At 59.1% G+C, this 26922-nt stretch carries 21 protein-coding genes; 8 read left to right on the top strand and 13 right to left on the bottom strand.

The features are described from left to right. The first annotated feature begins 17 nt into the window (after nucleotides 1–17). Together speB and panB are read left to right on the top strand one after the other, a co-directional pair. Nucleotides 18–905, top strand: a complete 888-nt coding sequence (gene speB / locus ACUZ9P_RS03890) for an agmatinase (protein ID WP_449248707.1) — start codon at nucleotides 18–20, stop codon at nucleotides 903–905. Then, on the top strand, nucleotides 902–1735 hold the full coding sequence (gene panB / locus ACUZ9P_RS03885; protein WP_449248706.1) for a 3-methyl-2-oxobutanoate hydroxymethyltransferase: 834 nt from the start codon (nucleotides 902–904) through the stop codon (nucleotides 1733–1735). Before speB ends, panB begins: the two co-directional genes overlap by 4 nt. Before the next feature lie 74 nt (nucleotides 1736–1809). Here the strand turns inward: panB and ACUZ9P_RS03880 are convergent, their stop codons facing one another. After that, a complete protein-coding gene (locus tag ACUZ9P_RS03880) occupies nucleotides 1810–5052 on the bottom strand; it encodes a DEAD/DEAH box helicase (RefSeq protein WP_449248705.1) in 3243 nt (1080 codons plus the stop codon). Nucleotides 5053–5063: 11 nt separating this feature from the next. Beyond that, the gene (locus ACUZ9P_RS03875; RefSeq protein WP_449248704.1) at nucleotides 5064–5756 is read right to left on the bottom strand and encodes an acyltransferase; all 693 of its coding nucleotides are present in this window, start codon (nucleotides 5754–5756) and stop codon (nucleotides 5064–5066) included. 254 nt (nucleotides 5757–6010) lie between these two features. Here ACUZ9P_RS03875 and ACUZ9P_RS03870 point away from each other — a divergent pair, with 254 nt between their 5' ends. Continuing rightward, complete coding sequence (locus ACUZ9P_RS03870) at nucleotides 6011–6262, top strand: FeoA family protein (protein ID WP_022658880.1); 252 nt, start codon at nucleotides 6011–6013, stop codon at nucleotides 6260–6262. Nucleotides 6263–6362: 100 nt separating this feature from the next. On the opposite strand, the gene ACUZ9P_RS03865 is transcribed toward ACUZ9P_RS03870, so the two are convergent. Then, nucleotides 6363–7313, bottom strand: coding sequence for a LysR family transcriptional regulator (locus ACUZ9P_RS03865; RefSeq protein ID WP_449248703.1), 951 nt, complete (start codon nucleotides 7311–7313; stop codon nucleotides 6363–6365). Between the two features lie 221 nt (nucleotides 7314–7534). Here ACUZ9P_RS03865 and ACUZ9P_RS03860 point away from each other — a divergent pair, with 221 nt between their 5' ends. Together ACUZ9P_RS03860 and ACUZ9P_RS03855 are read left to right on the top strand one after the other, a co-directional pair. Then, nucleotides 7535–8830, top strand: coding sequence for an MFS transporter (locus ACUZ9P_RS03860; RefSeq protein WP_449248702.1), 1296 nt, complete (start codon nucleotides 7535–7537; stop codon nucleotides 8828–8830). 22 nt (nucleotides 8831–8852) lie between these two features. Beyond that, nucleotides 8853–10046: a mandelate racemase/muconate lactonizing enzyme family protein gene (locus tag ACUZ9P_RS03855; protein ID WP_449248701.1), complete on the top strand. Its 1194-nt coding sequence runs from the start codon at nucleotides 8853–8855 to the stop codon at nucleotides 10044–10046. Between the two features lie 87 nt (nucleotides 10047–10133). Here the strand turns inward: ACUZ9P_RS03855 and ACUZ9P_RS03850 are convergent, their stop codons facing one another. Together ACUZ9P_RS03850 and feoB are read right to left on the bottom strand one after the other, a co-directional pair. Continuing rightward, entirely contained in the window at nucleotides 10134–11318 is a 1185-nt protein-coding gene (locus tag ACUZ9P_RS03850) for a diguanylate cyclase (RefSeq protein ID WP_449248700.1), read from the bottom strand. Next, nucleotides 11315–13627: a ferrous iron transport protein B gene (feoB, locus tag ACUZ9P_RS03845; RefSeq protein WP_449248699.1), complete on the bottom strand. Its 2313-nt coding sequence runs from the start codon at nucleotides 13625–13627 to the stop codon at nucleotides 11315–11317. The genes ACUZ9P_RS03850 and feoB overlap by 4 nt, the downstream gene beginning before the upstream one ends. Before the next feature lie 164 nt (nucleotides 13628–13791). Here feoB and ACUZ9P_RS03840 point away from each other — a divergent pair, with 164 nt between their 5' ends. Next, nucleotides 13792–14220: a MarR family winged helix-turn-helix transcriptional regulator gene (locus ACUZ9P_RS03840; protein ID WP_449248698.1), complete on the top strand. Its 429-nt coding sequence runs from the start codon at nucleotides 13792–13794 to the stop codon at nucleotides 14218–14220. Between the two features lie 85 nt (nucleotides 14221–14305). Then, nucleotides 14306–15538, top strand: a complete 1233-nt coding sequence (gene fabF / locus ACUZ9P_RS03835) for a beta-ketoacyl-ACP synthase II (protein ID WP_449248697.1) — start codon at nucleotides 14306–14308, stop codon at nucleotides 15536–15538. Between the two features lie 65 nt (nucleotides 15539–15603). On the opposite strand, the gene ACUZ9P_RS03830 is transcribed toward fabF, so the two are convergent. The 6 genes from ACUZ9P_RS03830 to ACUZ9P_RS03805 all read right to left on the bottom strand — a co-directional run bounded on the left by ACUZ9P_RS03830 (nucleotide 15604) and on the right by ACUZ9P_RS03805 (nucleotide 22041). Then, nucleotides 15604–16512 carry an ATP-binding protein gene (locus tag ACUZ9P_RS03830; protein ID WP_298993815.1) on the bottom strand — a complete coding sequence of 303 codons (909 nt, stop codon included), beginning with the start codon at nucleotides 16510–16512 and terminating at the stop codon, nucleotides 15604–15606. Nucleotides 16513–16602: 90 nt separating this feature from the next. After that, nucleotides 16603–17844 (bottom strand): glycosyltransferase, encoded by a 1242-nt coding sequence (locus ACUZ9P_RS03825; RefSeq protein ID WP_449248696.1) that lies wholly within the window; start codon nucleotides 17842–17844, stop codon nucleotides 16603–16605. Next, nucleotides 17844–18794, bottom strand: a complete 951-nt coding sequence (locus ACUZ9P_RS03820) for an aminotransferase class IV (protein ID WP_449248695.1) — start codon at nucleotides 18792–18794, stop codon at nucleotides 17844–17846. The genes ACUZ9P_RS03825 and ACUZ9P_RS03820 overlap by 1 nt, the downstream gene beginning before the upstream one ends. Nucleotides 18795–18855: 61 nt before the next feature. Further along, on the bottom strand, nucleotides 18856–19902 hold the full coding sequence (locus ACUZ9P_RS03815; RefSeq protein ID WP_449248694.1) for an aspartate-semialdehyde dehydrogenase: 1047 nt from the start codon (nucleotides 19900–19902) through the stop codon (nucleotides 18856–18858). Between the two features lie 225 nt (nucleotides 19903–20127). Next, the gene (gene asnS / locus ACUZ9P_RS03810; RefSeq protein ID WP_449248693.1) at nucleotides 20128–21492 is read right to left on the bottom strand and encodes an asparagine--tRNA ligase; all 1365 of its coding nucleotides are present in this window, start codon (nucleotides 21490–21492) and stop codon (nucleotides 20128–20130) included. A 105-nt stretch (nucleotides 21493–21597) separates the two neighbouring features. Then, nucleotides 21598–22041 (bottom strand): DMT family transporter, encoded by a 444-nt coding sequence (locus ACUZ9P_RS03805; protein ID WP_298996260.1) that lies wholly within the window; start codon nucleotides 22039–22041, stop codon nucleotides 21598–21600. A gap of 259 nt (nucleotides 22042–22300) precedes the next feature. Between ACUZ9P_RS03805 and ACUZ9P_RS03800 the strand changes: the two genes are divergently transcribed. After that, a complete protein-coding gene (locus tag ACUZ9P_RS03800; RefSeq protein ID WP_449248692.1) occupies nucleotides 22301–22777 on the top strand; it encodes a hypothetical protein in 477 nt (158 codons plus the stop codon). 238 nt (nucleotides 22778–23015) lie between these two features. On the opposite strand, the gene ACUZ9P_RS03795 is transcribed toward ACUZ9P_RS03800, so the two are convergent. Both ACUZ9P_RS03795 and ACUZ9P_RS03790 read right to left on the bottom strand, forming a co-directional pair. Next, the gene (locus ACUZ9P_RS03795; RefSeq protein ID WP_449248691.1) at nucleotides 23016–25859 is read right to left on the bottom strand and encodes a transporter substrate-binding domain-containing diguanylate cyclase; all 2844 of its coding nucleotides are present in this window, start codon (nucleotides 25857–25859) and stop codon (nucleotides 23016–23018) included. Between the two features lie 135 nt (nucleotides 25860–25994). Continuing rightward, entirely contained in the window at nucleotides 25995–26900 is a 906-nt protein-coding gene (locus ACUZ9P_RS03790) for a DNA polymerase III subunit delta' (RefSeq protein ID WP_449248690.1), read from the bottom strand. Nucleotides 26901–26922 lie beyond the last annotated feature (22 nt).

Below are 26922 nucleotides of genomic sequence, written 5' to 3'. Positions count from 1 at the left end.
TCACGGCAGGATCACAAATGCAAGATAAGTTTCTGGCTTCTGAATATCCCCAGTCAGCACCGGAGCAGGCAGGGTTTCACATTATCCCCGTCCCTCTGGAGCAGAGCGTTTCTTATGGCAGCGGCACGGTCAAAGGCCCTCAGGCCCTGCTTGCCGCATCGCACCAGCTTGAGGCCTGGGAATGCGGATTCGCACCGGGCGAGTCAGGTTTTTTTACCGCCCAGGCCGTGGACTGCGCTGGCCCCATAACCGACACGCTTGACCGCATAGAGGCCGCTGTGGCCCATGCCATTGCCTGCGAGGCCGTGCCTGTGGTGCTGGGCGGCGAGCATACCGTGACGCTTGGAGCCTTGCGGGCATTGGCCCGGCAGGCTGAAAAAACGGGCGAATCCTTTGGCGTTGTGCAGTTTGACGCCCACGCCGACCTGCGGCCCCAGTATGAGGGCAGCCCCTTTTCACACGCCAGCGTCATGTACCGCGCCGTGGCCGACCTCGGCCTGCCGCTCACGCAGTTTGCCGTGCGCGATTTCTGCCGGGAAGAAGCCGAGATCCGCAAGAAGTTCAACGTCACCCATTACGACGCCTACTTCCTTGCCCGCGTGGGCCTGCCGGAGCTGCCCCTGCCCGAGGATTTCCCCAAAAATATTTACATCACCTTTGATGTGGACGGGCTTGATTCGTCCATCATGCCAGCCACCGGAACGCCCTCGCCCGGCGGCATCAACTGGCGCGAGGCCCAGTACATGCTGGAACGCTGCGTGGCGGGCCGCCGCGTGGTGGGGCTGGACGTGGTGGAACTGGCCCCCATTGAGGGCCTGCACCATGCGGACTTTACGGCTGCCAAGCTTACCCACCTCATCATGGGGCTGGCCCACGATGCCAATCAGAAGGAGGCTCAGTCATGAAGAATACCATAGTTACCTTCCGTGAGGCCAAAGGGCAGGAAAAGCTCGTCATGTTGACGGCTTATGATTACAGCACCGCACGGGTCATGGACATGGCCGGGGTGGATGCCCTGCTTGTAGGTGATTCGCTGGGTATGGTGATGCTGGGTTATCCCGATACGCTTTCCGTCACAGTGGACGACATGGTGCGCCACTGCGCCGCCGTGGCGCGCGGTGCGCAAAAAGCCCTTGTGGTCTGCGACATGCCCTTTATGAGCTACCACGTTTCTGTGGAAGATACCGTGCGCAACGCCGGGCGGCTCATGACTGAAGGCCGTGCCCAGGCGGTCAAGCTTGAAGGCGGCGCGGAATTTGCCCCAGAAGTGCGGGCACTGACGCGGGCTTCCATTCCCGTCATGGGGCATCTTGGCCTCACGCCGCAATCTGTGAACGCTTTTGGCGGGTTCAAGGTGCAGGGCAAAAGCATGGCCGCAGGCCAGAAGCTGCTGGACGATGCCCGCGCCCTGCAAGATGCCGGGGCTTTCGCCCTGGTGCTGGAATGCGTGCCCGCGCCCCTGGCCGAGCGCGTGACCCAGGCCCTGTCCATCCCGGTTATCGGCATTGGCGCGGGCGCTGGCTGCGATGGGCAGGTGCTGGTGTGGCAGGATATGACGGGCATGACCCTGAGCCACCTGCCGCGCTTCGTCAAACGCTTTGGCGAAGTGGGCGCAAGCCTGCGCTCGGCGGTGGAGGCCTATGCGCGTGAAGTGCGCGCGGGCGCGTTCCCCGGCGAGGATCACGTCTATCCCCTGCCGGAAGGTATGGAAAAGACGCTGAAAAAATTGAAGTAACCTTGCCTTGTTACAGAGATTTGAAAGCAAGACGCCCGCGATAGCGGGCGTCTTGCTTTTTCCGGCTGGCAGTCTCAACGCCGGTGAAAATCCACAGGAACGCGCACACGGGAGCCAGACTTGTTGCTGAACAGCAAAAAGCCCTGCTCCAGACCGTGCAGATAAAGGCGGCGGGTGATGTCCACATCCTTGCGGCAATACGTGGCGATATCTTCCAGCCTTCCCTCCTTCCACCATTGCAGGGCTTGCAGGCCGTCAGCGCTCTTGGGTTCGCCCAGCGTGGCCTGCCCCAGATTGTCCAGCGGAAGTCGGTAGTTCAGGCGTTCGTACACGCGCTGCAAAAGATCAAGGCTGGGCAGCTTGTGCAGGTCAAAGGGCGCAAAGGCCGAAAGCACGGCGTAGTCAAAGCGCAGGCTGTTGAAGCCCACCACAAGGTCGCTCGCGCGCAGGCGCTCAAATAAGGCGGGCAGCTCCTCCTGCTGGTAGGAGAAATAGTCGTCCGCCTTGCTGTCATAGGCCACGGCAACGCTTACGCCCATGCGGTCGGCCCGGTTCCAGCCGCCCACTTCGGCAGCGGAGCGCCGGGTTTCCACGTCAAAGACCACAAAATTTTTGGGCGGCGGCACGGGAATGTGCGTCAACAGGCCTGCGGCGTCAAAGGTAGTTGTCCCTCGAGCGCCCGGTGCGCTGCTGGCCGCGCCCTGCGGCGCGGGGGCACTGCCGCTGGGGCCGGATTGCGCAAGACCGTTAGCGCCGAACAGACTGTTCTGATTGTCCGGCGCGGAGTGCTTTTTGCTCATGGACTGTTCCTCCATTGCAGTGTGCGCGGCTTCGGGCTGGCTTTCTTCATTGATGAAATCCAGAGCCGAAACTGCAGGCCGGGGCGCTGCCGCCAGGGCAGAGGCTGCGTCCAACGATTCCATATCCAGCCTGTCAGGGGCGGGGCTGATGCGCAGGTCGCGGCACAGGGCATCGCCTTCCGTGCCGGGGGCCAACATTTCGCGCAGCAGTTCCAACGCGCCGATTTTGCTGATGGGCCTGTTGCCGGAGCCGCACTTGGGCGAATGCACGCAGGAGGGGCAGCCGTCCTCGCAGGGACAGGCGGCGACAGCCTTGAAGGTGGCTTCCAGCAGGCCCCGCGCATCGGGAAAGGCCTGCCGCGTCAGGCCCGCCCCACCCGGCAGGCCGTCATAAATAAATACGCCCGACAGCCCGGTTTGGGCATGCAGCGGGGTGGAAATGCCGCCAAAGTCGTTGCGGTCGGCCATGATGAGCAGGGGCAGCAGGCCAATGGCCGCATGTTCAAGGGCATGGATGGAACCCATGTAGTGCAGAAAGCGTTCTTCCAGCGAGGCGCGGATGCTGTCTGGTATGACGTACCACAGGCCCTCGGTTTCAAAAACCTGCGGCGGCGCGGCAAGCGGCGTGATGGTGAGCAGGCGGTTGCCCGATGTGGAGCGCTTTTCATACCCGGTCACGGTGTCGGTAATGCGCAGGCGGCCACGGCAGACCAGCACGCGGCCCAGTGATGCGCGCTCGACTTCTTCAAGAATGTCGGTGCTTTTTTGCCCGCGTGTGCGCGTAAACCACGAAACCTTGGCGGCCTTGGCCACAATGCGGGCGCGGGCCGGGTCCATTTCTTCGATCACGTAGCTGCGGCCCCGGTGCAGGTAAACAGCGCCGGGGTGCGTCTCCTGCCATGCGCGAAAGCCATCCACCGAGCCGATGATCTGACCGTCCTGATCTTCAATGCTGAAGGTCTGCCCTGTGCCGCGCAAATCCACATGACGCTGGGGCCGCTTGCGGGCGGCCAGCAGTTGGGTGCCGTCCGCCGACTGCAGCAACAGCCCCTTGGCGTTGAGCGCGCGGGCGGCGGCGCGTGCTGCGGGGCTTGCCAGCATGGCTTCGCCGGGGGTGAGGGGCATTTCTGCCGCCGCGCATTCCAGATGGCGAGTCAAAATGACTTCGTTGTCCGGGTTGACCACGGCCTTTTCCGCAGGGCGGCTGAAAAAATCTTCAGGATTGCGGGCAAAATACTGATCCAGCGCATCCTCGCCCGCCACGATGATAACGGCAGATTCCTGTTGGGCGCGGCCCACGCGCCCGCCGCGTTGCAGGGTGGCCATGACCGTGCCGGGGTAGCCCACAAGAATGCACACGTCCAGCCCGCCAATGTCTATGCCCAGTTCCAGCGCGCTGGTGCTGACCACGGCCAGCAGCTCGCCTGAGGCCATGCGGGCCTCGATGCCGCGCCTTTCTTCAGGCAGAAAGCCCGCCCGATAGGCGGAGATTCGCTCGGAAAATACACCCGATTGCCCGGCCCACAGGCTGATAAGTTCCGTCATGCGCCGCGAGCGGCAGTAGACTATGGTGCGCAGGTTGCGGGCCAGCGCCGCCTTGAGCAGGTCAATGGCGGCTGTGGCGGGGCTTTGCTCCGGATTGAGAAAAACAAAGTGCCGTGGCCCCTGCGGCGCGCCGGACTGGTCAATGACCACTGGCGCATCCGTTATGCGGGCGGCAGGAGCAGAGGACGGAACCTGCGCCGGAGAATCCAGGCCTGCGGCAAGGGCAGGCGCGGCGGCGGGGGCCTCCGTGCCGGTCAGGGCCGCTGCCAGCTCGCCTGGATTGCCCACGGTGGCCGTGCATAGCACGTAGACGGGCCGCGCGCCGTAGCGCCCGGCAATACGGTTGAGCCGCCGGAATACCTGGGCCATGTGCGCCCCAAACACGCCCCGGTAGGTATGGGCTTCGTCCACAACCACATGGCTCAGGCCCGCCAGAAATTCCGCCCACTGCTCGTGGTGGGGGAGAATGCCGAGGTGCAGCATCTCTGGATTGCTGATAAGCACTGTGGGTGGATTGCGCCGGATTTTGCGGCGAAAATGGTCGGTGGTGTCGCCGTCATACAGGGCGGCGGTGGGCCGGGCCTCCTTGGGCCAGCTCTCCACCAGGGCGTTGAACGCGCCCAGCTGATCCTGCGCCAGAGCCTTGAGCGGGAAGAGATACAGGGCGCGGGCATCGCGGTCGCGCAGGTAGCGGTCGAGCACGGGCAGGTTGTAGATAAGACTTTTGCCGCTGGCCGTGGGGGTGGCCGCAACAATGGAATGCCCGGCGCGGATGTGGTCTGTGGCAAGGGCCTGATGGCTGTAAAGCCCGTTGATGCCGCGCTGCTCAAGGGCACGGCTGATGGCCGCGGGCCAGGGCAGGCGCGTGGGCGCGTAGCATGGCTCCACTGGCGGAAAGAGCTTGTGGCACGTGACCTGCGCGCCCAGCTTTTCCGACGCCAGCAGCGCCGCAATATATTCCCCCACAGACACCGTGCGGCGACCTATTCCGCAGTGGCGGGCTGTTGCGCGCTTTCGCCGGGCTGGAGGCTGCGCAGCACGCGGGCGGGAGAGCCAGCGGCAAGGCAGAAGGGCGGCACATCGCGCGTGACCACGCTGCCAGCGCCGATGATGGCCCCTTCGCCAATGGTTACGCCCTTGAGGATAAGGCAGTTCATGCCAATCCACGCATAGTCGCCAATAGTTACCGAGCGGTCGCCTTCCATGCCGGGTTCTGTGGCGCGGGCTTCCGGCGGCCAGTGGGCGTGAAAGTCGGAATCCACCACAACGCAGTTGGGGCCCACCATGACCTGACGCCCAAGGCGTATGACCTTGGAGCGCGCGGTGATGGACGTGCCGCTCAACTGGCAGCCGGGGCCGATTTCAATGCTGGCTCCGGGGCCAAAGGTGCGCAGCCGCACGGGATGTGCCAGCGCGGCAGCCGTGGCCCGCCGCCAGGAAGAAATAAGGCTTGCGCCAGCGCCGATGCTCATGCGGCTGCCCGGCCAGCGCAGCAGACCCACAGGGCCGTGGGCGGATACGCCCGCGCCAACCTGTACACCCAGGGCAAAGGCCTTGAGCCGCAGGCGCAGCGTGCCCCAGAGCGCGCCGTTTACGCGCATGATCTGCAAACACAAATAGCTTATGACGTTGGACGGGGTGAGGCCCCGTTCCAGAACTTTTTTCAGGATGCTCATGGCTTGTCCGTTGTTGACGTGTGCCGGAATCGGCGTGGAGGCCAGTGGCGCTCCCGCTGCAAGGCATCATGCCAGAGTCGGGCCATATGGTCGAGTGGAGCGGATGAGGCCTGCCGCGCGAGGTGCCGAGTGTGGCGCAACCACTGCAGATTGCTGTGGTCATATTTTCTTGACGCTGGGCAGGATGATCGTTAAATTGAAAATGAATGTTATTTTTAAAATGGGCAATTTTTTAAAAGATGCCCGGAGGCGCAATGGATTCAGTTATTCCTCTTACGTCCCTCAAGGTGGGCGAGGTGGCGCGTATTGTCAGCATCAATGCCAGGGGCGAGCTTGCGCGGCGCATCCGCGACATGGGGCTGGGTTCGGGCATGCCTGTTTCTGTGGTGGGCTATGCGCCCCTGCGCGACCCTCTGGCCTTGCGCTGCGCGGAAGTAACCATTGCCCTGCGCCGCAGGGAGGCCGGGGCCATCATGGTGCAGCCCGCTGCTGCGGCAAACAATTAGCACTTTAGCTTTCAGGCTTGCCCTACATGTATGCGTTCAGACGCTCTGCTTTTCAGCAGGGCGTTTTTTTATGCTGCAAAGGCAGGCCAGCCGCCTGTGATCAGGCGTCTCTGCGTGTACTGAGCGGCGGTGCCAGTTCGGCAACAGTGGCTGAATCCAGTGTATTGGGATCGTGATCTTTCACAAACTGCGTGGCAAAATCCACAAAGGTGGCGGCAGCATCCGAGAGTTTGCGGGCAGCAGGCAGGTACATCTGCATTTCCCGGTACAGTACCGGGTCGTGCAGGAGGGTAGCCACAAGGCCATAGCCCCGTGCCAGCATCAGTGAAAAGCGCCCCGCGAGCGCAACGCCGCACCCCGCTGCTGCCAAGGCAAAGGCCGTAGGCATCTGATTGACCACATGGCCAATGGAAAACGGCGGCTGTGTCCCCACATCCGCGGCGATATAGCCCACGGATTCTCTCCCCACTGCAACCACCGGAACCTTCTTTACCTCGTTCCATGTGCTGTGCCTTCCTGCCAGCGGGTGATCCGGGCGTGAGAGCATGCTCACAGGGGTGGTAAAAAAATGGCGGGCGATAATGTCTGTTTCTGTCAGTCGGGCCGGGCCAAAGCCGACCTCTGCATCCCCTTGCTGTATACTCGATTGCACCAGAGCCATGGGCTGATCCACCAGCTCGACCCGTATGGCGGGTTGGGCTCTCTTGAAATGTGCGAGCAGCAGCGGCAGCAGTGTGCAGGCAATGAGGGGGGCACCCACAACGCGCACCCTGCCCGCGCGCAGGCTGCTGAGATCTGCGGCGTATTTTTCCATAAGCAAAAATTCGTGAAAGGCCTTCTGGGCCAGCGTGTACATCTCTCGCCCATCGGGGGAAAGTGAGACGAAACGCGATGTGCGGTCAAAAAGCGGCACGCCGACCTGCGCCTCAAGATCCTTGATAAGGTTGCTCACGGCACTTTGGGTTATGTGCAAGGAAGCCCCGGCAGCCGTGAAGCTGCGGAGATTTGCAACCGTCAGAAATGCCTCAATTTGCCGCAGCGTCAATTGCATGAGTTTTTCCTTTCAGTTAGCGCTTTCGATAACTTTATCTTATTAATCCACAAATAAAAACAATTTTACCAATCTGGATTTGCGCAGCATAGTCGTGACAATGGAAATTCCATATGGGAAGTACCGGTAGCTCGTGGTGGAAGTTGAAAGACTATTAACTTTGTGTATGATTACAGCAAATGCGCATTGCAGGGTCATAAAAAACGTCAGGAAGGAATACTATGGGTGAAAAAATCGTTTCTTCTGTGAATGAAACGAAAGAAACAGGCGAAGTGCAAACAAAAAAACGATTTATAATCGTATTTTGTCTGTTTATCGGGATATTCATAGCATATCTTGACCGTGTGAACGTTTCTGTTCTGGCCGCCAACGATCCCTTTCTGCTCGAAATGGGCATTAAGGGTGCGCCAGTGCAAATAGGCATGATGATGTCTGTTTTTCTGGCGGCATACGGTGTGGCCAACGTGCTGCTGGCTCCCATAGGCGACTACCTGGGGCCGCGCAAATCCATGATGCTTTGCATTGGCCTTTGGACGGCCTCTCTGTTCCTGGGCGGCGTTGCCTCGACGTTTGCGATCATCATCGTCAGCCGGATTATGCTTGGTGTTGGCGAGGGCATGTACTACCCGCTGCAAAGCGTTTTTGTAAAAAACTGGTTCCCCCGGCATGAGCGCGGGCGGGCCAACGCCGCCTGGGTTGTCGGGCAATCTGTCGCACCAGCTCTGGCCATGCCGTTTTTTGCTTATCTTATTGGAAACCACGGCTGGAGGGCCAACTTCCATTTCTGCCTCGTGGTGGGCTTGATCCCTTTGTACCTTTTGTGGCGGCATACGGCGGATACCCCGAGGCAGCATAAAAGCATCAACAATGCAGAACTGGCCCATATTGAAGCAGGACAGGAAGTTACGGCTTCCAAGGAAGTTGCGTTGCCTCTGGGGCAGCGTCTCAAGGGATTCATCGGCAATTACCGGTACTGGCTTTTGGTCTTTTGGTATTTGTGCCTCCAATGCATGTACTGGGGCCTGATAACCTGGTTGCCGAGCTACCTTAAAACAGCCAGAGGGTTCAGCTGGAGCGAAATGGGCTGGCTGGCGTCACTGCCCTTTGTGCTTTCCATTATTTTTAAGGTGTCGTGCGGATTTTTGACGGACAAGATAGGCAGAAGCGCGCCAATTCTTATGGCAGCAATGTTCTTTGCCGGTTGTTGTGTTTATCTGGGGGCAGTCGCCGAGCAGAAATACCTCTCGGCCGTATTGCTGTCTCTGGCTGTGGCATTCTGCACCATGGGAACGCCGGTGGCCTGGACGTTGCTGCAGGGGTTGATTCCCGGCTCGTCCATGTCCACGGCGTCAGGCATAATGAATGGCCTTGCCAACGGGCTTGCATCGCTTGCGCCCGCCATGATCGGATTTTTCATAAGCACTACCGGCCAGTACAGCAGCGGCCTGCTTTGCCTTGTGTTCACAGGGGCGGCGGCGACCATTGCGGCAGGTATTCTTGCGGCCAAGCGTTATTAGCGGCACAGTTTACAGGAGAATAATGATGAAGATTACGAGCATTGATATTATTGATGTGGCCAATGACTTCAGTTCCGCTACGAGCAAATGGCGCCCTGTTGTTGTGAAAGTTAATACGGATGAAGGCATCAGCGGCTTCGGTGAAGTGGGCCTTGCTTACGGCGTGGGCGCTTCTGGCGGGTTTGGCATGGCGAAAGATCTGGGCCAGATACTCATTGGCATGGATCCCATGTGCAACGAAGCAATCTGGGAAAAGATGCTGCGCAAGACATTTTGGGGGCAGGGCGGCGGCGGTATTTTTTCCGCTGCCATGAGCGGCCTTGACCTTGCCATGTGGGACATCAAGGGGAAAGCGCTTGGCGTACCCCTGTATCAGCTACTTGGCGGTAAGACTCGCAGCAAGATACGAGCTTATGCCAGCCAGTTGCAGTTTGGCTGGGGGGCCGGGCAGGACAAAGCCATGCTTGTTGATCCCGAGGCCTATGCCGAAACTGCGCTTATAGCCCAGGAAGAAGGCTATGATGCCCTTAAGGTGGACGTACTCGCCATGGACGGGCAGGGCAACTGGAACCAGCAGGATCTTTCAGGCGTGCTGCCCGACAAGATACTTCGCAGGGGCTATGACCGTCTTGCAGCCATGCGTAAGGCGGTTGGGCCGGATATGGATATCATTGTTGAAATGCACTCCTTTACGTCCACCACTGCGGCCATCCAGTTTGGCCGCATGATCGCGGAACTTGGCGTGTTGTACTACGAAGAACCCGTCATGCCTCTGAACCCCAAGCAGATGAAGAAGGTTGCGGACAATGTGCCGATTCCCATCGCTGCTGGCGAGCGCATTTACTGGCGCTGGGGTTACCGTCCCTTCCTTGAAGAGGGTTCGCTGAGTGTCATCCAGCCTGATATCTGCACCTGCGGTGGCCTCACAGAGGTAAAGAAAATTTGCGACATGGCCCACGTCTATGATGTGACCGTCCAGATCCACGTATGCGGCGGACCCATATCGACCGCTGCGGCCCTGCATATTGAGGCGGCTATTCCCAACTTCATGATCCATGAGCTGCACCGCTACGCACTGCTTGAGCCCAACACCAGAACCTGCGTGCACAACTACATGCCTGAAAAGGGCATGTACTCCGTGCCCGAACTGCCCGGACTTGGCCAGGAACTGACGCCGGAAACTATTGCGGCTTCAACGGTTGTAACGGTGAAGTAAGTTATACTTTCTGTCAGAACAGTGAATATAAGCCGTCCGGATTGAATCCGGGCGGCTTTTTGCATGCCGGGCTACCCTCTTGGATGCTTATGAAGCCTGCCCATAAACGCAGGTGCGGTTGCGGCCTGAGGCCTTGGCGGCATAGAGGGCGGAATCTGTCTGCCGCACCAGCATCTGGCTTTCTTCCTTCTGCTCTTCCAGCGGTTTGAGGCTGCTCACTCCCAGGCTGACCGTCACCATATCGCCCACTGGCGAGCTGGGGTGGGGCAACTGTTCCCGGGCCACTTCGGCATGCACACGGGCGGCCACGGCCTGCGCTGTTGCATCGTCCGCACCGGGCAGCAGCAGGGCAAACTCCTCCCCGCCGTAGCGCGCGCAAACATCCGTAGCGCGTGCCGCCCGGCTCATGGCGGCGGCAATGCGGCGCAGGCATTCATCCCCGGCCTGATGCCCCAGGCTGTCATTGTAGCGCTTGAAGGTATCCACATCCAGCATGATAAGCGCCAGCGGCGTGCCATGTTGCAGGGCATGAAGCCACAGGGAATGCAGCTTGTCGTCAAAGGCGCGGCGGTTGCCCACGCCGGTGAGGCCGTCCACCAGCGACATTTTCTGAAAGTGGTCGTGCTCGGAGGCCAGTTTTTGCGAGCGCACTGTGGCGAGCGACAGATAGGTGCCAAGATTTTCGAGCGCAGCCGATATGTTGCGCAATTCGGTGATAAAACTGTGTTTGGGTGGCTGGCTGGCGGAACCTGTGCCCAACTGGTTGAGAAAGACCATGATGCTTTGCAGCGGGCGCGCAAGATGCAGGCGCAGCAGGCCGAACAACAGGGCCAGCCCTGCGCCCAGCAGCAGAAAGCCCACGAGCAGGCGGTTTTCAAATTCGTGCGCCAGCGTAGCCGTGCGGCGCAGTTGCAGCAGCATGTCGTCAGTTACTGGCTGTGCAGTTGCCAGTTCCGCTATGGCGGCGGAAAGCTCCGTCAGCGCGGCGCTGGCCTCCGGCTCCGCTGGCCTCGCGGTCAGTGAGGGCAAGGCCGCCAGTGCGGATTCTGCGCCTCGCAGGCGTGCCATGTTGCGGCTGTCGGTCAGTTTGTCGCTCTCGGCCAGCGTCATGAAAAGCCCGTATGTACGGGTGCCGGACACGCTGACCTCGCGCGCCATGCTCATAAAATAGAAAAAACTGGCAGTAAAAAGCAGGGCCATCACCGTGAGCCCCAAGGCAATATATGCGCGTATGCCCATGCCGAGTGCGCGCCCTGTACGTCTGATCATCATGCGTCCATCCAGAAAAAGCGGTACGTCTGATACACGCCCACGGCCATGCCAAAGGCCAGCAGTGTATTGAAGGCTATGCTAAAGGCCACCCACTTCCAGCTTCCCGACTCCTGCCGGATGACAACCAGAGTGACAAAGCAGGGGGCGTAGAGCATGACAAAAACAAGCAGAGCCAGGGCAGTGCCCTGATTCCACGTTGGGTCGGCGCGCAGCAGCTCCGCCAGAGAGGCCGGGTCTTCCGGGTCTTGCTCTCCAAGGGCGTAGGCAGTGCCCAGTGTGGAAATGATAGCCTCCTTGGCTGCAATGCCGCCGATAAGGGCCACATCGGTGCGCCAGCTGAAACCCGCGTAGGATGTTGCGCCTTCAAACCATGTGCCAAGGCTCCCGGCAAGGGTGTGCCGCAGGCGCTCGGCATCCAGTTTCTCCTGCATTTTTGCGAGGGCTTCTTCCTGACTGGCGCGTGCTTCCGCAGGCAGTTCTTCTCGCTCAAGTCCCGCGCTCAGGCGGGCGATTTCGTTTTCAAAGGGCAGGGCCGTTTGCGGATCAAGGGCCGGAAAGGTCATGGCCGCCCAAATGAGCATGGACAGTGGCACAAGCACCGTGCCCGCCTTTTTGAGGTACATCCAGGTGCGCTCCCAGCAATGGATGCAGATGCCGCGCACGGTGGGCATGCGGTAGGGCGGCATTTCCATGACCAGGGGAGTCGCTTCGCCGCGCAAGACGGTTTTGCGCAGCAGCAGAGCCACGCAAAAGGCCAGCACCCACGAGAGCATGATGATGGCAAACATCATGTTGGCTGCATTGTGCGGAAAAAACGTGCCCACCAGCAGCAGATACACGGGCAGTTTGGCCCCACAGGCCATGTAGGGCAGGGTGAGCATGGTTGCCAGTTTTTCCTTGGGGCTGCGCATGGTGCGGGTGGCCATGACGCCGGGGATGGCGCAGCCGCCCGCAATGCCGCCGGAAATGATATAGGGCATCACCGATGCCCCGTGCAGGCCGAAAAACTGGAACACGCGGTCGGCAATATAGGCCATGCGCGCCATGTAGCCGCTGTCTTCCACAATGGCGATGAGCGCAAACATGATAAGCACCAGCGGCACAAAACTCAGCACCCCGCCAACGCCCGCGATCACGCCGTCCACCAGCAGGGAGGAAAGCAGGCCTTCTGGCAGTGTGCCCCGCACCGCGCCAGCCAGCGCGCTGAACGCGCCCTCCAGCCAGCCCTGGGGGTAGGAGCCAAGAACAATGGTGATCTGAAACATGGCGTAGAGCACGCCAAGCATGATCAGCGCGCCCCACACTGCGTGGGCCAGTATGCGGTCGAGCCTGTCCGAGAGGCTGAGGCGGTGGCGCTTGCCGGTTTTGACCACGCAGGCGGCGGAAACTCTGCGCACAAAGGCGCTGTGCCCATCTGCTATCAAGCCTTCCGCATCGTGACCAATGCTGCCCAGTTCTTCCTGCACAAAGCGGCAGACCTGGGCCATGTCTGCGGCAAGGTCTGCATCCGCCGTCTGCAAGGCCGCAACGGCTTCCGCATCATTTTGAAGCAGGCTCAGTGCCAGCCAGCGCGGCGCGCAGTGGGCATAGGGCGAGGATGCCATGCCCTGGCTTGCCGCAATGCGTTTTTCCATGGTTTCCAGTATGGGGTCGAGCAGGGGGCCGTAGCTTATGTGCAGGGCAGAACCGTGGCTTTCGGTGGGTGAAGCTGCGGGAATGCAAGGCTGCAGGCTGCTGTTTTCTGCATCAAGGGCAACCTGGCGCGCCGCAGAAAGGGCCTCGCGCAGGCCATTGCCAGAGGTGCCGACAGTGGGCACGGCGACGGCGCCTATTAGCTCCGACAGGCGCAAAAAATCAATGCTGATGCCCGCCGCCCGGGCTTCGTCCATCATGTTGCAGGCAATGACCACAGGCAGGCCCATCTCGCGCAACTGGGCCGTAAGCAGCAGCCCTCGCTCCAGAATGCCCGCGTCCACAACGTTGATGACCGCCTGCACCGCGCCGCCCAGCAGCACGTTGCGCGCCACCACCTCCTCCTGCGAATAGGCGGAAAGCGAATACGCGCCGGGCAGATCCACAAGGATGATCTCCTGCCCTTCGTGACGGATAAAGCCTTCTTTCTTTTCAACAGTTACGCCGCTGTAGTTGCCCACATGCTGGTGCGCGCCTGTGAGGGCATTGAAAACTGTGGTCTTGCCGCAGTTGGGATTGCCCGCGATGGCAAGCCGCAGGGAATAGGCCAGACCGCCGATGAGCGTGCGGGCATTGCCGCCGCGCGCCCCGACAGTTGCGGAAAGGGATTCCGGCATGCTGTGCGCTCCTGTCATCGCCGCACCGGAACAGCCGGGGTGGCTCAATTTGAATGGAATTGAAATCTATTTTCAAATTATAGTGAAGTCAAGCGCCTTACCCGGTATTGACATGCGCCGGGCATCGAATAATATATGTATATACATGAAAATGTGGAGCACCCATGCAACTGCCTTGTCTCTTTCTCCAAATCCGAAAGGCGGATCGGCAACTCAACCAGCTTTATGGCAAGTTTCTGGCGCGCAATGGAATGCGCATGACCCAGTATGGTTTGCTGCGGGCTATTGCTGGTCTGGAGGAGCCTTCGATAACGGAGATTGGCCGGGTTTTGGGCATTGACCAGACAACAGTGACCAGAAATGTGGAAAAGCTGGAAAAAATGGGGCTTGTTGCGAGTGCCCCAGGCCCGACGGATTCCCGCAAAAAGATCATGCAGTTGACGGCCCTTGGTGCAGACAGCCTCAAAGAAGCTCACCCTCATTGGGAAGAGGCGCAGCAGCTTATGATTTCAGAATTGGGGGACGATGATGTCCAGGAGTTGCTGCGACTGTTGCTCAAGGTTTCCGCGATTGCAGAAAAGGACAGCGCCTAGCGCATGCTGCAATTTTTGCGAGTTTTTGGGCTTTGTGCAGTTATATTCATGTATATACATATAAATTAACAGGCCAGGAGACGCCATGCGTAAAGTAGTTGTAACAGGCTTTGGGGTTATCTCTTCTTCAGGAAACGACTCTGAAACCATGTGGAAGAACATCAGTTCCGGAAAATCCGGCATCAGGTATATGGACGATTCGGCGTTTGATGAATCCCCGGTGAGGATCGCCGGGAAGGTGGACGATTTTTCGGCAGAGACATATTTTTGCGCAAAGGACGCAAGAAAATACGACAAATATATCCAGTTTGCCGTTGTTGCTGCCTTGCAGGCCGTTGAAATGTCTGGTCTGGAAGGTGCCGATTGGGATCCGGAACGCGCCGGGGTTTATGTGGGTTCTGGCATCGGCGGCATAGAAACGATCATGAAAAATCATGAGGCATTTCTGGCCAAGGGCGCACGGCGGGTTTCGCCTTTCATGATTCCCATGATGATCGTCAACATGGCTTCGGGCGTGGTCGCTATCAGGACGGGCTTTAAAGGGGCGAACTATGCGCCTGTGTCCGCTTGCGCCACTGCTAACAATGCCATCGGCGAGGCATTTTTGAGCATCGCCCACGGGCAGGCGGATGTGATGCTGGCAGGCGGAAGCGATGCGGGCATTCAACCGTTTTTGCTGGCGGGTTTTTCCAGCATGAAGGCTCTTTCAACCCGCAACGATGTGCCGGAACAGGCCAGCCGTCCTTTTGACAGCGGTCGTGATGGCTTTGTCATGGCTGAGGGCGCTGCTGTGTTGCTGCTGGAGGAAGAGGAACATGCCCGCCGCCGTGAGGCGACAATCCTTGGCGAGGTGGTTGGGTACGGAGCAACGTGCGATGCGGGGCATATCACATCGCCAGACTTTCAGGGCGGAGCGCGGGCCATGGAAATCGCCATCCGCCAGTCTGGCGCTTCCGTGGCAGAAATTGGCTATATCAATGCCCACGCCACAGGAACAAAGGAAGGCGACCGATCTGAAGCCGCAGCAATCATGAGCGTTTTTGGCGACAGCCTTAAAACGGTAAAGGTCAGCGCCACTAAGTCCATGACAGGGCATCTGTTTGGGGCGGCTGGCGGCATTGAAGCCATCATTACTCTTGAGGCTTTGCGGCATGGTCTGTTGCCGCCGACAATAAATCTGGATGCACCCGATGCGGACTGCGATGTTCCGCACATTTGCAACCGGGCCGAGCAGACGTCCACTCGTTATGCGCTCTCCAACTCTTTTGGTTTTGGGGGGCATAACGCTTCGCTCGTCTTCAGGAAATATGAAGAATAGACCGTAGTAAACGCACAAAACGGCCCGGCAGATGCCGGGCCGTTTTGCACAAAGTGATGTTCTTTCTAGCCCTCGTCAAGCAGGGCGGAGCGGATGCGGCACACGCCGCAACGGTCGCCGGAGGATGTGGGATAGCCGCATTCCGTGCAAGGGGCCAACTCCAGGCCTTCCTCCGCCTCACGGCGGGCAAAGACGGGCCGCCCGCGCGCGAGAAAACCCTGATAGAAATCCAGCTTGCGGCCAGGCATGGCGGCCTCGAGGTTCTGCATCAGGCCCTTGAGCGTGGTGAAGCTCGCGCCGGGGCTGTACGGGCAGGGGGCGTAGTGGTTTTCTATGCCCATAAGAAAGGCGTAGTTGGCCGTTTCAAATTCCGAAAGCCGCCACAAGGGCTTAACCTTGCGCGAAAAGCCGTGTTCGCTCTCCAGCCGTGGCCCCTGATCTGAAAGATACGAGGTATCCCAGCGCAGGGTGTTGCTGAAAAGACGGGCCACTTCATCGTCCAGGTTATGCCCGGTTGCGAGGGCGTCAAAGCCTTCGTCCAGAGCGACCTTGTTGAAGAAATGACGCTTGATCTTGCCGCAGGCCGAGCAGATGGGTCGGTGCAGCCTTTCTTTGACCAGCGGAATGGACAGGCCTTCTGCGGCCATTTCCTTGACCATCAGCTTGAGGCCGTGCTTGGCGCAGAAGCGTTCAACCACACCGCGCGCCGCAGCGGAAGAAACCGGAATGTCCAGATCAATGTGCAGACCGGTTACGTTGTATCCCTGACGGGAGAGCTCAAGCATGAGCGCCAGCGAATCCTTGCCGCCAGAAAGGGCCACCAGCACACGCTCATCGCGGGTAAACAGCTTTTGGCCTTCAATGCCGCGTTCCACTTGGCGGGCAAAAAAATCCTTGTAACAGTCGGGGCAAAAGGCGGCGTTGTGGCTGCGCAGAGCCACCACGGCCTCGGCTTTGCAGATTTTACATTTCATACGGTTCCTGTATGTGTTTGCGGTATTGTCCCACGTTCAGGCGGCATGCTGCTGCCACTGGCGCGGTGCGCGCTGATGATAGCTGGCTGTTTATGACTGCACTGGGGCTTGCGGCGGGCTGTTTTTTTCAAGCCAGCCAAGCTGGCTGCACCAGCCTTCGTGCCAGGTGCAGGTTGCAAGGGCAAAGGATTCATGGCTCAGACTAGGCCGCAATGCGTTGCCCGCTTCCACAATACGGCGGCGCAGGCCAGCATCTGTCATGACGTTTATCATGCATTCGGCCAGCGACTGCGGATTGTTTTCTTCAAACATGCAGGCGGCATCGGGGGCGGCGGCAAGCCGCTGCTCATGCAGGGCGCTCTGTCCACAGATGACGGGCGTTTGAGCCGCCAGCCCAGCCCCGAGTGTTTCCGGCAGTTCGTCCGGCGCGGAGCCGGGCGCTATCCATGCATGGCAGGTGCGCAGCAGGTGCGGCAGGCTTTGCTCGTTGAGCAGGCACAGGCGCGACTGCACACCCAGCGATTCCGCCTCGTCCAGTACTTCCTGAAAGCGGGGTCCACCCCCGGCGGCGCGTACTTCCCATGCGGGCAAATCGCGGCGCTGCCAGATGGCGGCCATGGCCCGGATGACAATATGCGCGCCCGAGCGGGGCGTGAGGGCATCGCCCATGCAAAAAACAAAACGCTGGCCCTCTGCGGGGTCTGCGGGGTATTCGGGCGCAGGCTCGAAACCTTCAATGCTCATGCCCGGCGCTGCCAGTGTGAGCGTGTCGTCCGGCAGGGGCAGCGCGCGGTTTTTGGGGCCGCGCCACGCCGCTTTGCCCTCGGTGATGCCGCTGGCTTTGGCAATGCGGTCGCGCACATAACTGGAGCCGCAGAGTATTTTGTGGGCTGCCAGCATTCCCTTGCCAAAGCAGACTTCCGGGCGCGGTGCGCGCATCAGAAATGCATGGCTCAAAAGGGTGGAGGACGGGGGACGCATGGTCAGCACCCGGCGGCCAATGGCCATGCCGCTTTCTCCGAAAGTCTGCACCAGCAAATGCTTGTGCTTGCGCTGCCAGAGCCACAGGCGCATGAAATCCATTGGCCCGCCTGCCGTGAGTATGGGCAGGTTCAGCGCGGCGGCGCGGCGGTGTAAGCGTGAATTCTTCTGGCACAGCAGCATGGGGGCCAGCCTGCCGCCGTCGCGCATGGCGCAGGCCAGGGCCAGCGCGTGGTCTTCTTCCAGCCGGGCAAGGCGCATGGGTGCGCCCATTTCTGTCCAGTGGCGTTGCTCTTCGGGTGAGGCGGGGCCGTCAGTGGTCTGTTGCAGGGCAATAAGCAGAACACGCATCAGAGGGGCGCGCCTTTTTTCAACATATAGTCCAAAAGAACATCCTTGAGCCACAGGGCCACTGGGCCGGGCTTGCCAGCATGCGCGCCATGGCCCACGGGCTTGCCGTCAAAATGGGTGATGCCGACGCAAAGGGTGGAGCTGGTGAACAGCAGCATTTCACTGGCGCTGTCTATGGCTGCGCGGGGGATGGGCATCTGCACGACGGGCATGCGTTCTGCGGCAACTTCCATGGCGGCCAGCAGGGTGGTGCCGGGCAGAATACGCCTGATTTCGGGGCAGAGCAGGCGGCCTTGCTCGTCCACAAGGCCCACGTTGGCCACGGCGGCCTCGCCCATGATGCCATTTTCGTCAAAGGTCACGGCCACGTCCATGCCCTTCTGGCGGGCTTCCATCGCCATGAACACATTGGGCAGGTAGTTGGTATTCTTGATGCGGGCCAGATATTCCTGCTTGGGCGGTATGGCGCTGGCAAATGCTGTGAGGCCTTTTTCATAAAAAGCCGCTGTGGGCAGGGCCTTTTTGAGGGCCACAATGTACAGGCCAGCCTGCGGGCATTCGGCGGGCGAAATGCCGAATCCGCCGGGGCCGCGGCTCAGAAAAACGCGCAGATCGCCATTGTCCACGCCTGCGGCAAGGGCCACATCAATTATGTGTTGGCGCAGGGCTTCCCAAGTGCAGGGCGGCGTGATGGAAAGGGCCGCAGCGCCGTCCACCAGACGGGCAAGATGCGCATCCAGCCCGAAAATTGTGCGCTGGCGAAAACTGATGCTTTCAAAAAGGCCGTCGCCACGATGGCAGATATGGTCATCAAGGGGCAGCAGCAGAAGACGCGGGTCAGTGCAGATATGCCCCACCCGGTGGTCATAAAAAGCGAGAACCTGCTCCGCCCCTGGCCGGGGTGCGGAAAGTAGGGCCTTGAGATATGTTTCAGCGTCTACAGCTTGCACCGCAAAGGCCTCCAAAGCGCGCGGACGCGCGGGTCTGCGAAACCCGCGCGCCCGCAGGCAATTACTTCAGGAACACGTTTTTGTCGGTCACGCGCAGCAGGTCGCGCTTGATCAGTTCTTCGCCGATCTGCACGGCGTTGAGGGCTGCGCCTTTGCGCACGTTGTCGGCCACAATCCAGAGGTTCAGGCCATTTTCAATGGTTTCGTCCTCGCGGATGCGGCCCACGTAGGTTTCATCTTCGCCCACGCAGTAGGAGGGCATGGGGTACATGAGTTCGCGGGGATTATCGACCACACGCACGCCGGGAGCCTGCGAAAGCATGACGCGGGCATCCTTGGCTGTGAGCTTCTTTTCGGTTTCAATGTTCACCGATTCGGCGTGGCAGTAAAACACCGGCACGCGCACACAGGTGGCCGTAACCTTGACCGAAGGATCATCAAATATTTTGACGGTTTCATGAACCATCTTCATTTCTTCCTTGGTGTAGTCGTTATCAAGGAAGACATCGATGTGCGGCAGTGCGTTGAAGGCAATGCGGTAGGGATAGGTATTGCATTCCGTCTCGCGGCCATTAAAGAGGTCGCGCACCTGGCGTTCCAGTTCTTCAATACCCTTCTGCCCTGTGCCGGAAACCGCCTGATAGGTGGAAACTACAACGCGCTTGATCTTGGCTGCGTCGTGCAGGGGCTTGAGCACCACCAGCATCTGGATGGTGGAGCAGTTGGGGTTGGCAATGATGCCGTTGTGGCCTTCAAGGGCGTGGGCGTTGACTTCCGGCACCACCAGGGGGCAGCGGTCGTCCATGCGCCATGCAGCGGAATTGTCCACCACCACGCAGCCAGCCTTGGCCGCATGCGGGGCAAATTTTTGCGAAGTGCTGCCGCCGGCGGAAAAAATGGCCAAATCAATGCCCTCAAAGACATCTTCTTTAAGCTCTTGCACGGTCAGCTCTTTGCCGCCATACGGCACCTTGGTGCCCGCGGAACGGGCGGACGCAAAAGCGCGGATTTCGGTGGCGGGAAAGTCCCTTTCGTGCAGGGTCTTGAGCATTTCACGGCCTACGGCGCCTGTGGCGCCTACAACGGCTACAGTCAGCTTCTTGCTCATGGTATTTCGCTCTCCTTGGGCGATGGGCGGCGGCTCGATGCCTCCAAAAAGGTGAGCGCGTACTATACCCGGCAAAAAGGCAAATGTGAAGGGCATGACGGCCCCGCTACGGCGCTGCCTCGGGCTTTTTTGCGCTTTTTGCGGTTGGCGGTACTGGCGGATTGAAAAAAGCCAGCCCGCTGCTTTCGCACCAGGCTGGCCAAAAGGGAGGCTGCCGGAATCGCTCTAGAATTCCAGATTGCCCGGTGTACGGGGGAAGGCAATGACGTCGCGGATGTTGGTGATACCGGTCAGCAGCATGAGCAAACGCTCGAAGCCAAGGCCGAAACCGGCATGGGGCGCTGTGCCGAAACGGCGCAGATCCATGTACCACCAGTAATCTTCCGGATTCTGGCCGAGCTCCTTGATGCGGTCGGTCAGACGGTCAAGGCGCTCCTCGCGCTGCGAGCCGCCGATGAGTTCGCCGATGCGCGGCACCAGCATGTCCATAGCGGCAACGGTTTTGCCGTCGTCGTTCTGGCGCATGTAGAATGCTTTGATTTCCTTGGGGTAATCATACACAGCCACAGGCTTTTTAAAATGCTCTTCAGCCAGATAGCGTTCGTGCTCGGTTTGAAGGTCCGTGCCGAATGAAACAGGGAAGGCAAATTCCTTGCCGCATTTTTGCAAAATTTCCACGGCTTCCGTGTACGAAACGCGGGCAAAGGGCGCAGCCACCATGCCCTTGAGGCGTTCAATGAGACCCTTGTCCACAAAGCTGTCAAAGAGTTTGAGGTCGGATTCGCAGTGGGCGAGGGCGTGTTCGATCACATGACGGGTAAGGCTTTCGCCCAGTTCCATGAGGTCTTGCAGGTCGGCAAAGGCCATTTCCGGCTCGATCATCCAGAACTCGGCGGCGTGGCGCGGCGTATTGGAATTTTCGGCGCGGAAGGTGGGGCCGAATGTGTACACGCGCCCAAGACCCATGGCGAGGGCCTCGGCCTCAAGCTGACCGGAAACAGTCAGATTGCACTGGCGGCCAAAAAAATCGGCGGCCACATCCTTGTCGCCGGGTTCAAGGCTGGTGACGCGGAACATTTCGCCCGCGCCCTCGCAGTCCGCCCCGGTGAGCACCGGGGTATGCACCCATGAAAAACGGCGGCTCTGGAAAAACTGATGCACAGCCTGGCCCGCTTCGGAACGGATGCGGAAGGCCGCGCCATATTTGTTGGTGCGGGAACGCAGGTGCGCAATTGTGCGCAAAAATTCATCAGAATGGCGTTTTTTCTGCAAAGGGAAAGTTTCGGGATCAGCCAGACCGAAAACAGTGACGCTCTGCGCCCTGATTTCCCACAGCTGCCCCTTGCCGGGCGAGGCCACAAGCTCACCCGTAATGCTGATGGCTGCGCCCGTGGCGGCCTGATCCAGTTGCTCATGGGCGGGGGTGCCCGCGTCAACAATGCACTGCAGGTTGCCGAGGCAGGAGCCGTCGTTGACCTCCACAAAAGAAAATTCCTTGGCATCGCGGCGGGTGCGGATCCAGCCGCAAATGGTGATGGAGGCTTGCGCTTCAGTTGCTGCGAGGGCGTCTATGATAAGGGTTCTTTGCATGGCATGTTCCTTGTGATGCGGCAATTTGCGGATACTGTAGCCCTTAGTGCGGCACAGCTCAAGATGGCGCGCGCAGTGAAGGCCCTGTGCTGGGTTCTGCTTGTGTTAAAACACCCGCACAAGCCACGCGCCCGCAAAAAGCAGGGCAATGCCCGCAAGGCGCAGTGGTGAAACAGGGTGTTCGGGAAAGCCCACAAGGGCATAATGGTCAAGCAGCACAGAGGCCACCAACTGGCCCGACAGCATGACGGCAGTCATGGTGGCAGCGCCCAGCCGGGGCGCAAGAAAGATGGTGCAACTCACAAAAATTGCGCCAAGCACACCGCCTGTCCACATCCACCACGGAACAGCGGAAAGCTGAGAAATGGAAGGCCATGTGTGCCGTGCCGCCAGACTGTACACCCACAGTGCCACCGTACCCACAGCAAATGAAACAAGCGCGGCCTGCATGGGTTCGCCCAGAAAGCGCCGCAACAAGGTATTTATACCCGCCTGCACCGGGAGGCAGCAACCGGCGCCGAAAGCCAGCAGTAAAAGAATGTGCTTCATAAAAAAATCCTTTGATCGGTGTCATTATCCCGATGGGCTTGAGTGCGGCAAAATGGCGGCAGGCAAGGCAAATCGGGTCAGGGCGCGGACTATATACATTTTTGCCAGTTTGCGCATGAAAAAATACCCGCTTCACCTTTTTCTAAAGATTATATAGAATGAATCAAGGTCAAGAATAAATCAGTTTCCTGCGGGCGTTCTGGTGGCCTTGCCCCGGCATTCGCTGACAGCGGGTATATTCTGAAATTGAGGGATAGGCATGAAAAAATTTTTTGGCGTTTTTACCCTGATATGCATTCTGGCGCTCACAGGCGCGGCCTTTGCGGCTACCCCACAGGCAGGCAAACCCGTGCAGGACAAGCCCGAAAAGACCGTTGACCGCGTGACCACGGTCAGTGTGTCGCTGGAAGGAACAGACAGCATTGGCGCGCGCCTCGGCACCAAGCTCAAGGAGCGCTTCAACCAGAGCAGCCTGTTCACCCTCAATGATGATGAAGAAAAAGACATCCCCAAGCTCTACGTCATGGTGAGCACGCAGCCTGAATTTACCGGTCGCCCCGCTGTGGGTTCTGTGTATTCGGTATGCTGGGTGTTCAAGCAGGGCCGTGGTTACCTTGGCTACCTGCTGGCCCGGGATCTTGGCACGGCGAGCGTGGAAGATGTGGACGGTCTGGTGGACAAACTGGTGGAGCGTACTGACGGTATAGCCGCCAAGTACAGCAGTCTGTGGAAGTAACAAAAGTCCAATGCTTGGCGCTGCAGCAAAATGTTGACGAGCGTTGAGAATGGTAAATTTTATCGGCTGACCTGACGGCTCGAACCAGAGCCGGGAGTGAATGCCCAATCGAACAAGCTTCCTTCCAACCCCGCGCGCGCCAAAATTTGTGGCGCAAATAAAAAGGCTTCCCACGTGGCGGGAAGCCTTTTTATTTATAGTGGAAAAATAGATGCACCCCAAAAGTCCATTGCAGGGATTATGTCGCCGTGCCTTCGCTGATTTGTTTGGCCGTATCCGTTTCGTCTGTCCAGGCTTCAGGGGTTTCATCATAAAAGCGGTAGCAGTTCTTGCCAGCCTGTTTTGCCAGATACTGCGCATTGTCCGCGCGGTGCAAGGCCACATCGTAAGACGCCTCGGTGCCGTCAAAGAGATAGATGCCTATGCTGGTGGTGATCTCTACACTCTGTCCATCATGCTCAATAAATTTGTGAAGTTCTGAAAGCAGGGCCTCGGCCCGTTCTTTGAGCGCCGCGCGCGTGATGTCCCTGACAAAAACGCAGAATTCATCGCCGCCGAAACGGCCCACTGCATCAGCGTTGCGAAAGATGCGTTTGAGGGCATCGCTGGCTTCGAGCAGAGCGGCATCGCCTCTGACATGCCCAAAGGTGTCGTTGATCAGCTTGAAATTATCCAGGTCAAGGAACAGGAGCGCATCAGTTCTATCCTGCTGCGGTTTTGCAGGCATGGCTGCGCAGATTTTATCGCGGAAGGCGGTCTTGTTCAGCAGATCAGTCAAACTGTCGCGCTGGGTGCGGCGCTCAAGCTCGGCACGGCGTCTCACTTCTTCATCAATATCAACAATTTTTCCTACAAGGCGTAAGGGTGCGTCTTGCTTGCTGATGCGTGTGGCCTGCACTCGGCACCAGATGTAGCGCCCCTCGGCTGTGGGGATGCGCATGACTGCAAAAGCAGTCGGGTTGCCGCTGCGGATGCGCCGCCGCAGTTCGTTGAGGGCGGGCAGGTCTTCAGGATGGATGATATGCCTGTTGCTCGGGCGGCCGGTTTCGTTAAAGAGGGGCGTGGCCTCCCTGCCGAACTTCAGCAAAAAGTTGGGCGAACAGCGGAACTGGCGTTTTTCTGTATCCACATCGAAAAAAATGTCCTGCGACTGCTCAAGCAGAATCCGGTAGCGCTCCTTTTCCTGCTCAAGCTCTTCCTGCATGCGTTTTTGCTCGGTGATGTCCACCACCACGCAATCAATGGAGCGGTGAGCATTCTCATCGCCGGAAAATGTGCCGCGCAACAACAGGGGCAGCCATTGGCCGTCATTGTGGCGCAGCCTCAGTTCCGTGGTGTTTGTCACAGGGCCGTTTTTTTTGTCTGCCAGCATGTCCAGCAGCTTTTTTGCATCGTCCGCATGCAGCAGATCAATAAACGCGGTAGTCTGCGGTTTGTCGGCTTCGTAGCCGAGCAACTGCCAGAATCCGTTGTTGGCATCAAGAATCTGCAAGGGAAGCTGTGTAGATATGCTGATGACGCCGCCGTTGATGTTGTCGGCTATGTGGGCAAGGCGCTGCTCGCTGGCCATCTGGTTTGACAGGGTTTTGCGGCGAAGGTGCAGGGCGTAGGCAACAAGAGCCGAAACAAAGAGCATCAGCTCGGCTACAACCATCAGCAGCGAGCGGTTTTCATACACAATATCCGCCAGTGTCGGAGAAGTAGCTGCCGCTGCTATATTGCTGGAAATGATCTGGGTTCGGCTCTTTTCATCAATGGTCAGCAGAAGGTTGTTCAAAATGCCCAGCAACATATCGGGCAGCCCCGGCCTGATGGTCAGGCGCGCTTCTTCAACATCGCTGTAGCTGGTGACAGGGTTGAACTCGCTGAAACGCGGGGAGCTCGTAAGGTTATTGAGAACCATGGAATTGCCCAGAATGGCGTTGGCTTCGCGTCGGCCAGTGGCAGTCAGGCATGCTTCCTCATCAGAAAAAAGTTTGACTACCGCATTGGGAAACGTGCGGGAGGCGTACTCTGCCGCATTATAGATGCTTGCCGGTACAGCCAGTGTAAATAACGTCTCTTGTTCCAGTTTTACGTCAGGCTTGGCGTATAGATACAGGCTGCTGCGCGTCAGCGGCGCGGTCAGGCGAAAATTCTTGTGGGATTGAAGAGCTGAAGAGGGAAACGAACTAAAGGCCATATCCAGCTTGTTCTGGGTATAGGCCTCTGTAAAATTTGCGGGGTGTACAGTATAGGGCTCAAAAGTAACCTGCAAACCGCTGCGCGCTGCTGCATCCCGGAGGATGTCCGGGAGGATGCCACGTGCGTTCCCGGTCACAGGGTCCTGCCACGAATAGGGCTTGCGGTCAGGATCATAGCCCACGCGCAGGGGCGGCTGCTGGGCAATGTAAGTCAGTTCCGCCCGTGAAAGCGGCGTCTGAAACATGCGCGGAAGATACATGCGCCCCAGGCGATACTCCAGATCGGGCTGCTCCATCTTGAGCTGCACCATGGCCTGCTCAAGTTCCTGCATGAGTTTGGGGTTTTTGGGTGAACCTATGTAGAAAAAAGGCGTGAGCTTGCACTTTGCAAGAATTTTTTCGTCATTCCGCAACGAGAGTACGGTTTCCAGAATGGCGTCCACCTGGCCGGAATGCATGGCTTCCCGCAGCTCTTCCCTGCCCGGGTACTCCACAATGGTGGGCATTGTGCCGCCGCGCTGCCTGATGAAGTCAGCAAAATCCTTAAGCCAGATGGGGTTGCCCATGCTCCCCACGCGTAATTGCGCGAGGCTTTCCAGATCATCGTAAATAACCGGTGAATCATTGGGGGCCAGAATGGCCGTATAGGAAGTGCCGCCGGGGTATGCGCAGTAGAGATACTGGCGGGCGCGTTCAGCCGAATACCGGGCGGGCGTGCAGATGTCGACCTCGCCTTTATCCAGCGCGGCGAGGCAGGCGGCCCAGTCTTTTTCAACAACGTAAACTATGTTCCATCCCGTATAGCGGGTGAGCTGGGTCAGATAGTCGGGAATGTACCCCACAACCTGCCCATCTTCTACGCGGTTGAACTGCGAAATGGGGGGGAGCGCCACACGCACGGTGCGCTGCTGATCAGCTAAAGCTGGATGGACAGTGATCTGCAGCGGGCACAATAAGGCAAAGCAGAACAGGAGCGTAAGAAGGAAAAAATGCCTGTTGCCCATATGCGTAAACCCAGTGACGCAAAACGCCTGTTACGATTGATCCGCCATACGCCGCAAGGCAAAAAGTCGTGCCGCCAGCGCCTCAAGGATCCTGGCCGGAGTAACTCCGTAGTTCAGGGCATCCTGGGCTTCGGCAAACCATTGGCAGGCTACCGCGCGGGCCTTGCCGCGCAGTCCCTCCAAGGCCGCATCCAGCGGGCGCGCCGGGTCTTGCCTGTCTGAAAGTATCCTGCTCATGGCCTTTTGGCAGCACAGCAGCAAACGGGTTGCGCCTGCCGCGTCGATGGCTCCCTTGGCAGCAACACGGTCAAAAAAACCTTGCCCCTGAACAAGAAATTGCGCAAGGGCGCCTTCCCAGGGGCGCATGTCTTCATCATCGGCGCGGCTGTCAGGCCACGGCAAAGTGAGGCAGAATGAGCGGGAAACCAGGGTAGGCAAGAGTTGTTCGCGCTGTGGGGCAAGCAGAATGAAGACAGTGGTGCTCGAGGGTTCTTCCAGGGCCTTGAGCAGGGCGTTGGAAGCTTCGTCGCGGGTGAGGCTGAGCCCCATGAGTATAACAACCCTGCGCCCCTGTCCGTGCGGAGCATCCCGCAGGCGAACCTTGAGTTCGCGCACGCGTTCCATGTTGAACGCACGGACAGGGCCAGGGGTTTCTTCATCTTCACGGTTGCTTATGCGACCGTCATACGCTGCCAGATCCAGATGCTCGCCAGCGGCAATCTGCATGCACACGGGGCAGGTCAGGCAGGGAGCGCCCGATGTTTCCGCCTGCGGGCAGTTGACGCGGGCGGCCCAGTAACGTGCCGTATCAAGGCGCTGGGCCTCGCTGCCGCCCTCAAGCAGCAATACCTGCGGCGGAGTCGCACCCAGATTGTCGAGTACGCTCTTCAGCCGGTCAAAGGCGGCATCAGCTATGGCGGGCAGCAGGGTATTCATGACCTGTAAGGCCGCTCCGCCT

The sequence above is a fragment of the Desulfovibrio intestinivivus genome (genome assembly GCF_053570665.1).
The sequence above is the reverse complement of the archived record's forward strand: the minus strand, read 5'-3'. Positions and strand labels throughout refer to the sequence as shown.

Coding starts and splice junctions, on each gene's coding strand:
- ACUZ9P_RS03805 (WP_298996260.1), bottom strand. CDS start 22,041: ATGAAGCACATTCTTTTACTGCTGGCTTTCGGCGCCGGTTGCTGCCTC.
- ACUZ9P_RS03865 (WP_449248703.1), bottom strand. CDS start 7,313: ATGCAATTGACGCTGCGGCAAATTGAGGCATTTCTGACGGTTGCAAAT.
- ACUZ9P_RS03830 (WP_298993815.1), bottom strand. CDS start 16,512: ATGAAATGTAAAATCTGCAAAGCCGAGGCCGTGGTGGCTCTGCGCAGC.
- ACUZ9P_RS03840 (WP_449248698.1), top strand. CDS start 13,792: ATGCAACTGCCTTGTCTCTTTCTCCAAATCCGAAAGGCGGATCGGCAA.
- panB (WP_449248706.1), top strand. CDS start 902: ATGAAGAATACCATAGTTACCTTCCGTGAGGCCAAAGGGCAGGAAAAG.
- ACUZ9P_RS03790 (WP_449248690.1), bottom strand. CDS start 26,900: ATGAATACCCTGCTGCCCGCCATAGCTGATGCCGCCTTTGACCGGCTG.
- asnS (WP_449248693.1), bottom strand. CDS start 21,492: ATGCAAAGAACCCTTATCATAGACGCCCTCGCAGCAACTGAAGCGCAA.
- ACUZ9P_RS03875 (WP_449248704.1), bottom strand. CDS start 5,756: ATGAGCATCCTGAAAAAAGTTCTGGAACGGGGCCTCACCCCGTCCAAC.
- ACUZ9P_RS03855 (WP_449248701.1), top strand. CDS start 8,853: ATGATGAAGATTACGAGCATTGATATTATTGATGTGGCCAATGACTTC.
- fabF (WP_449248697.1), top strand. CDS start 14,306: ATGCGTAAAGTAGTTGTAACAGGCTTTGGGGTTATCTCTTCTTCAGGA.
- speB (WP_449248707.1), top strand. CDS start 18: ATGCAAGATAAGTTTCTGGCTTCTGAATATCCCCAGTCAGCACCGGAG.
- ACUZ9P_RS03815 (WP_449248694.1), bottom strand. CDS start 19,902: ATGAGCAAGAAGCTGACTGTAGCCGTTGTAGGCGCCACAGGCGCCGTA.
- ACUZ9P_RS03800 (WP_449248692.1), top strand. CDS start 22,301: ATGAAAAAATTTTTTGGCGTTTTTACCCTGATATGCATTCTGGCGCTC.
- ACUZ9P_RS03860 (WP_449248702.1), top strand. CDS start 7,535: ATGGGTGAAAAAATCGTTTCTTCTGTGAATGAAACGAAAGAAACAGGC.
- ACUZ9P_RS03850 (WP_449248700.1), bottom strand. CDS start 11,318: ATGATGATCAGACGTACAGGGCGCGCACTCGGCATGGGCATACGCGCA.
- ACUZ9P_RS03870 (WP_022658880.1), top strand. CDS start 6,011: ATGGATTCAGTTATTCCTCTTACGTCCCTCAAGGTGGGCGAGGTGGCG.
- feoB (WP_449248699.1), bottom strand. CDS start 13,627: ATGCCGGAATCCCTTTCCGCAACTGTCGGGGCGCGCGGCGGCAATGCC.
- ACUZ9P_RS03825 (WP_449248696.1), bottom strand. CDS start 17,844: ATGCGTGTTCTGCTTATTGCCCTGCAACAGACCACTGACGGCCCCGCC.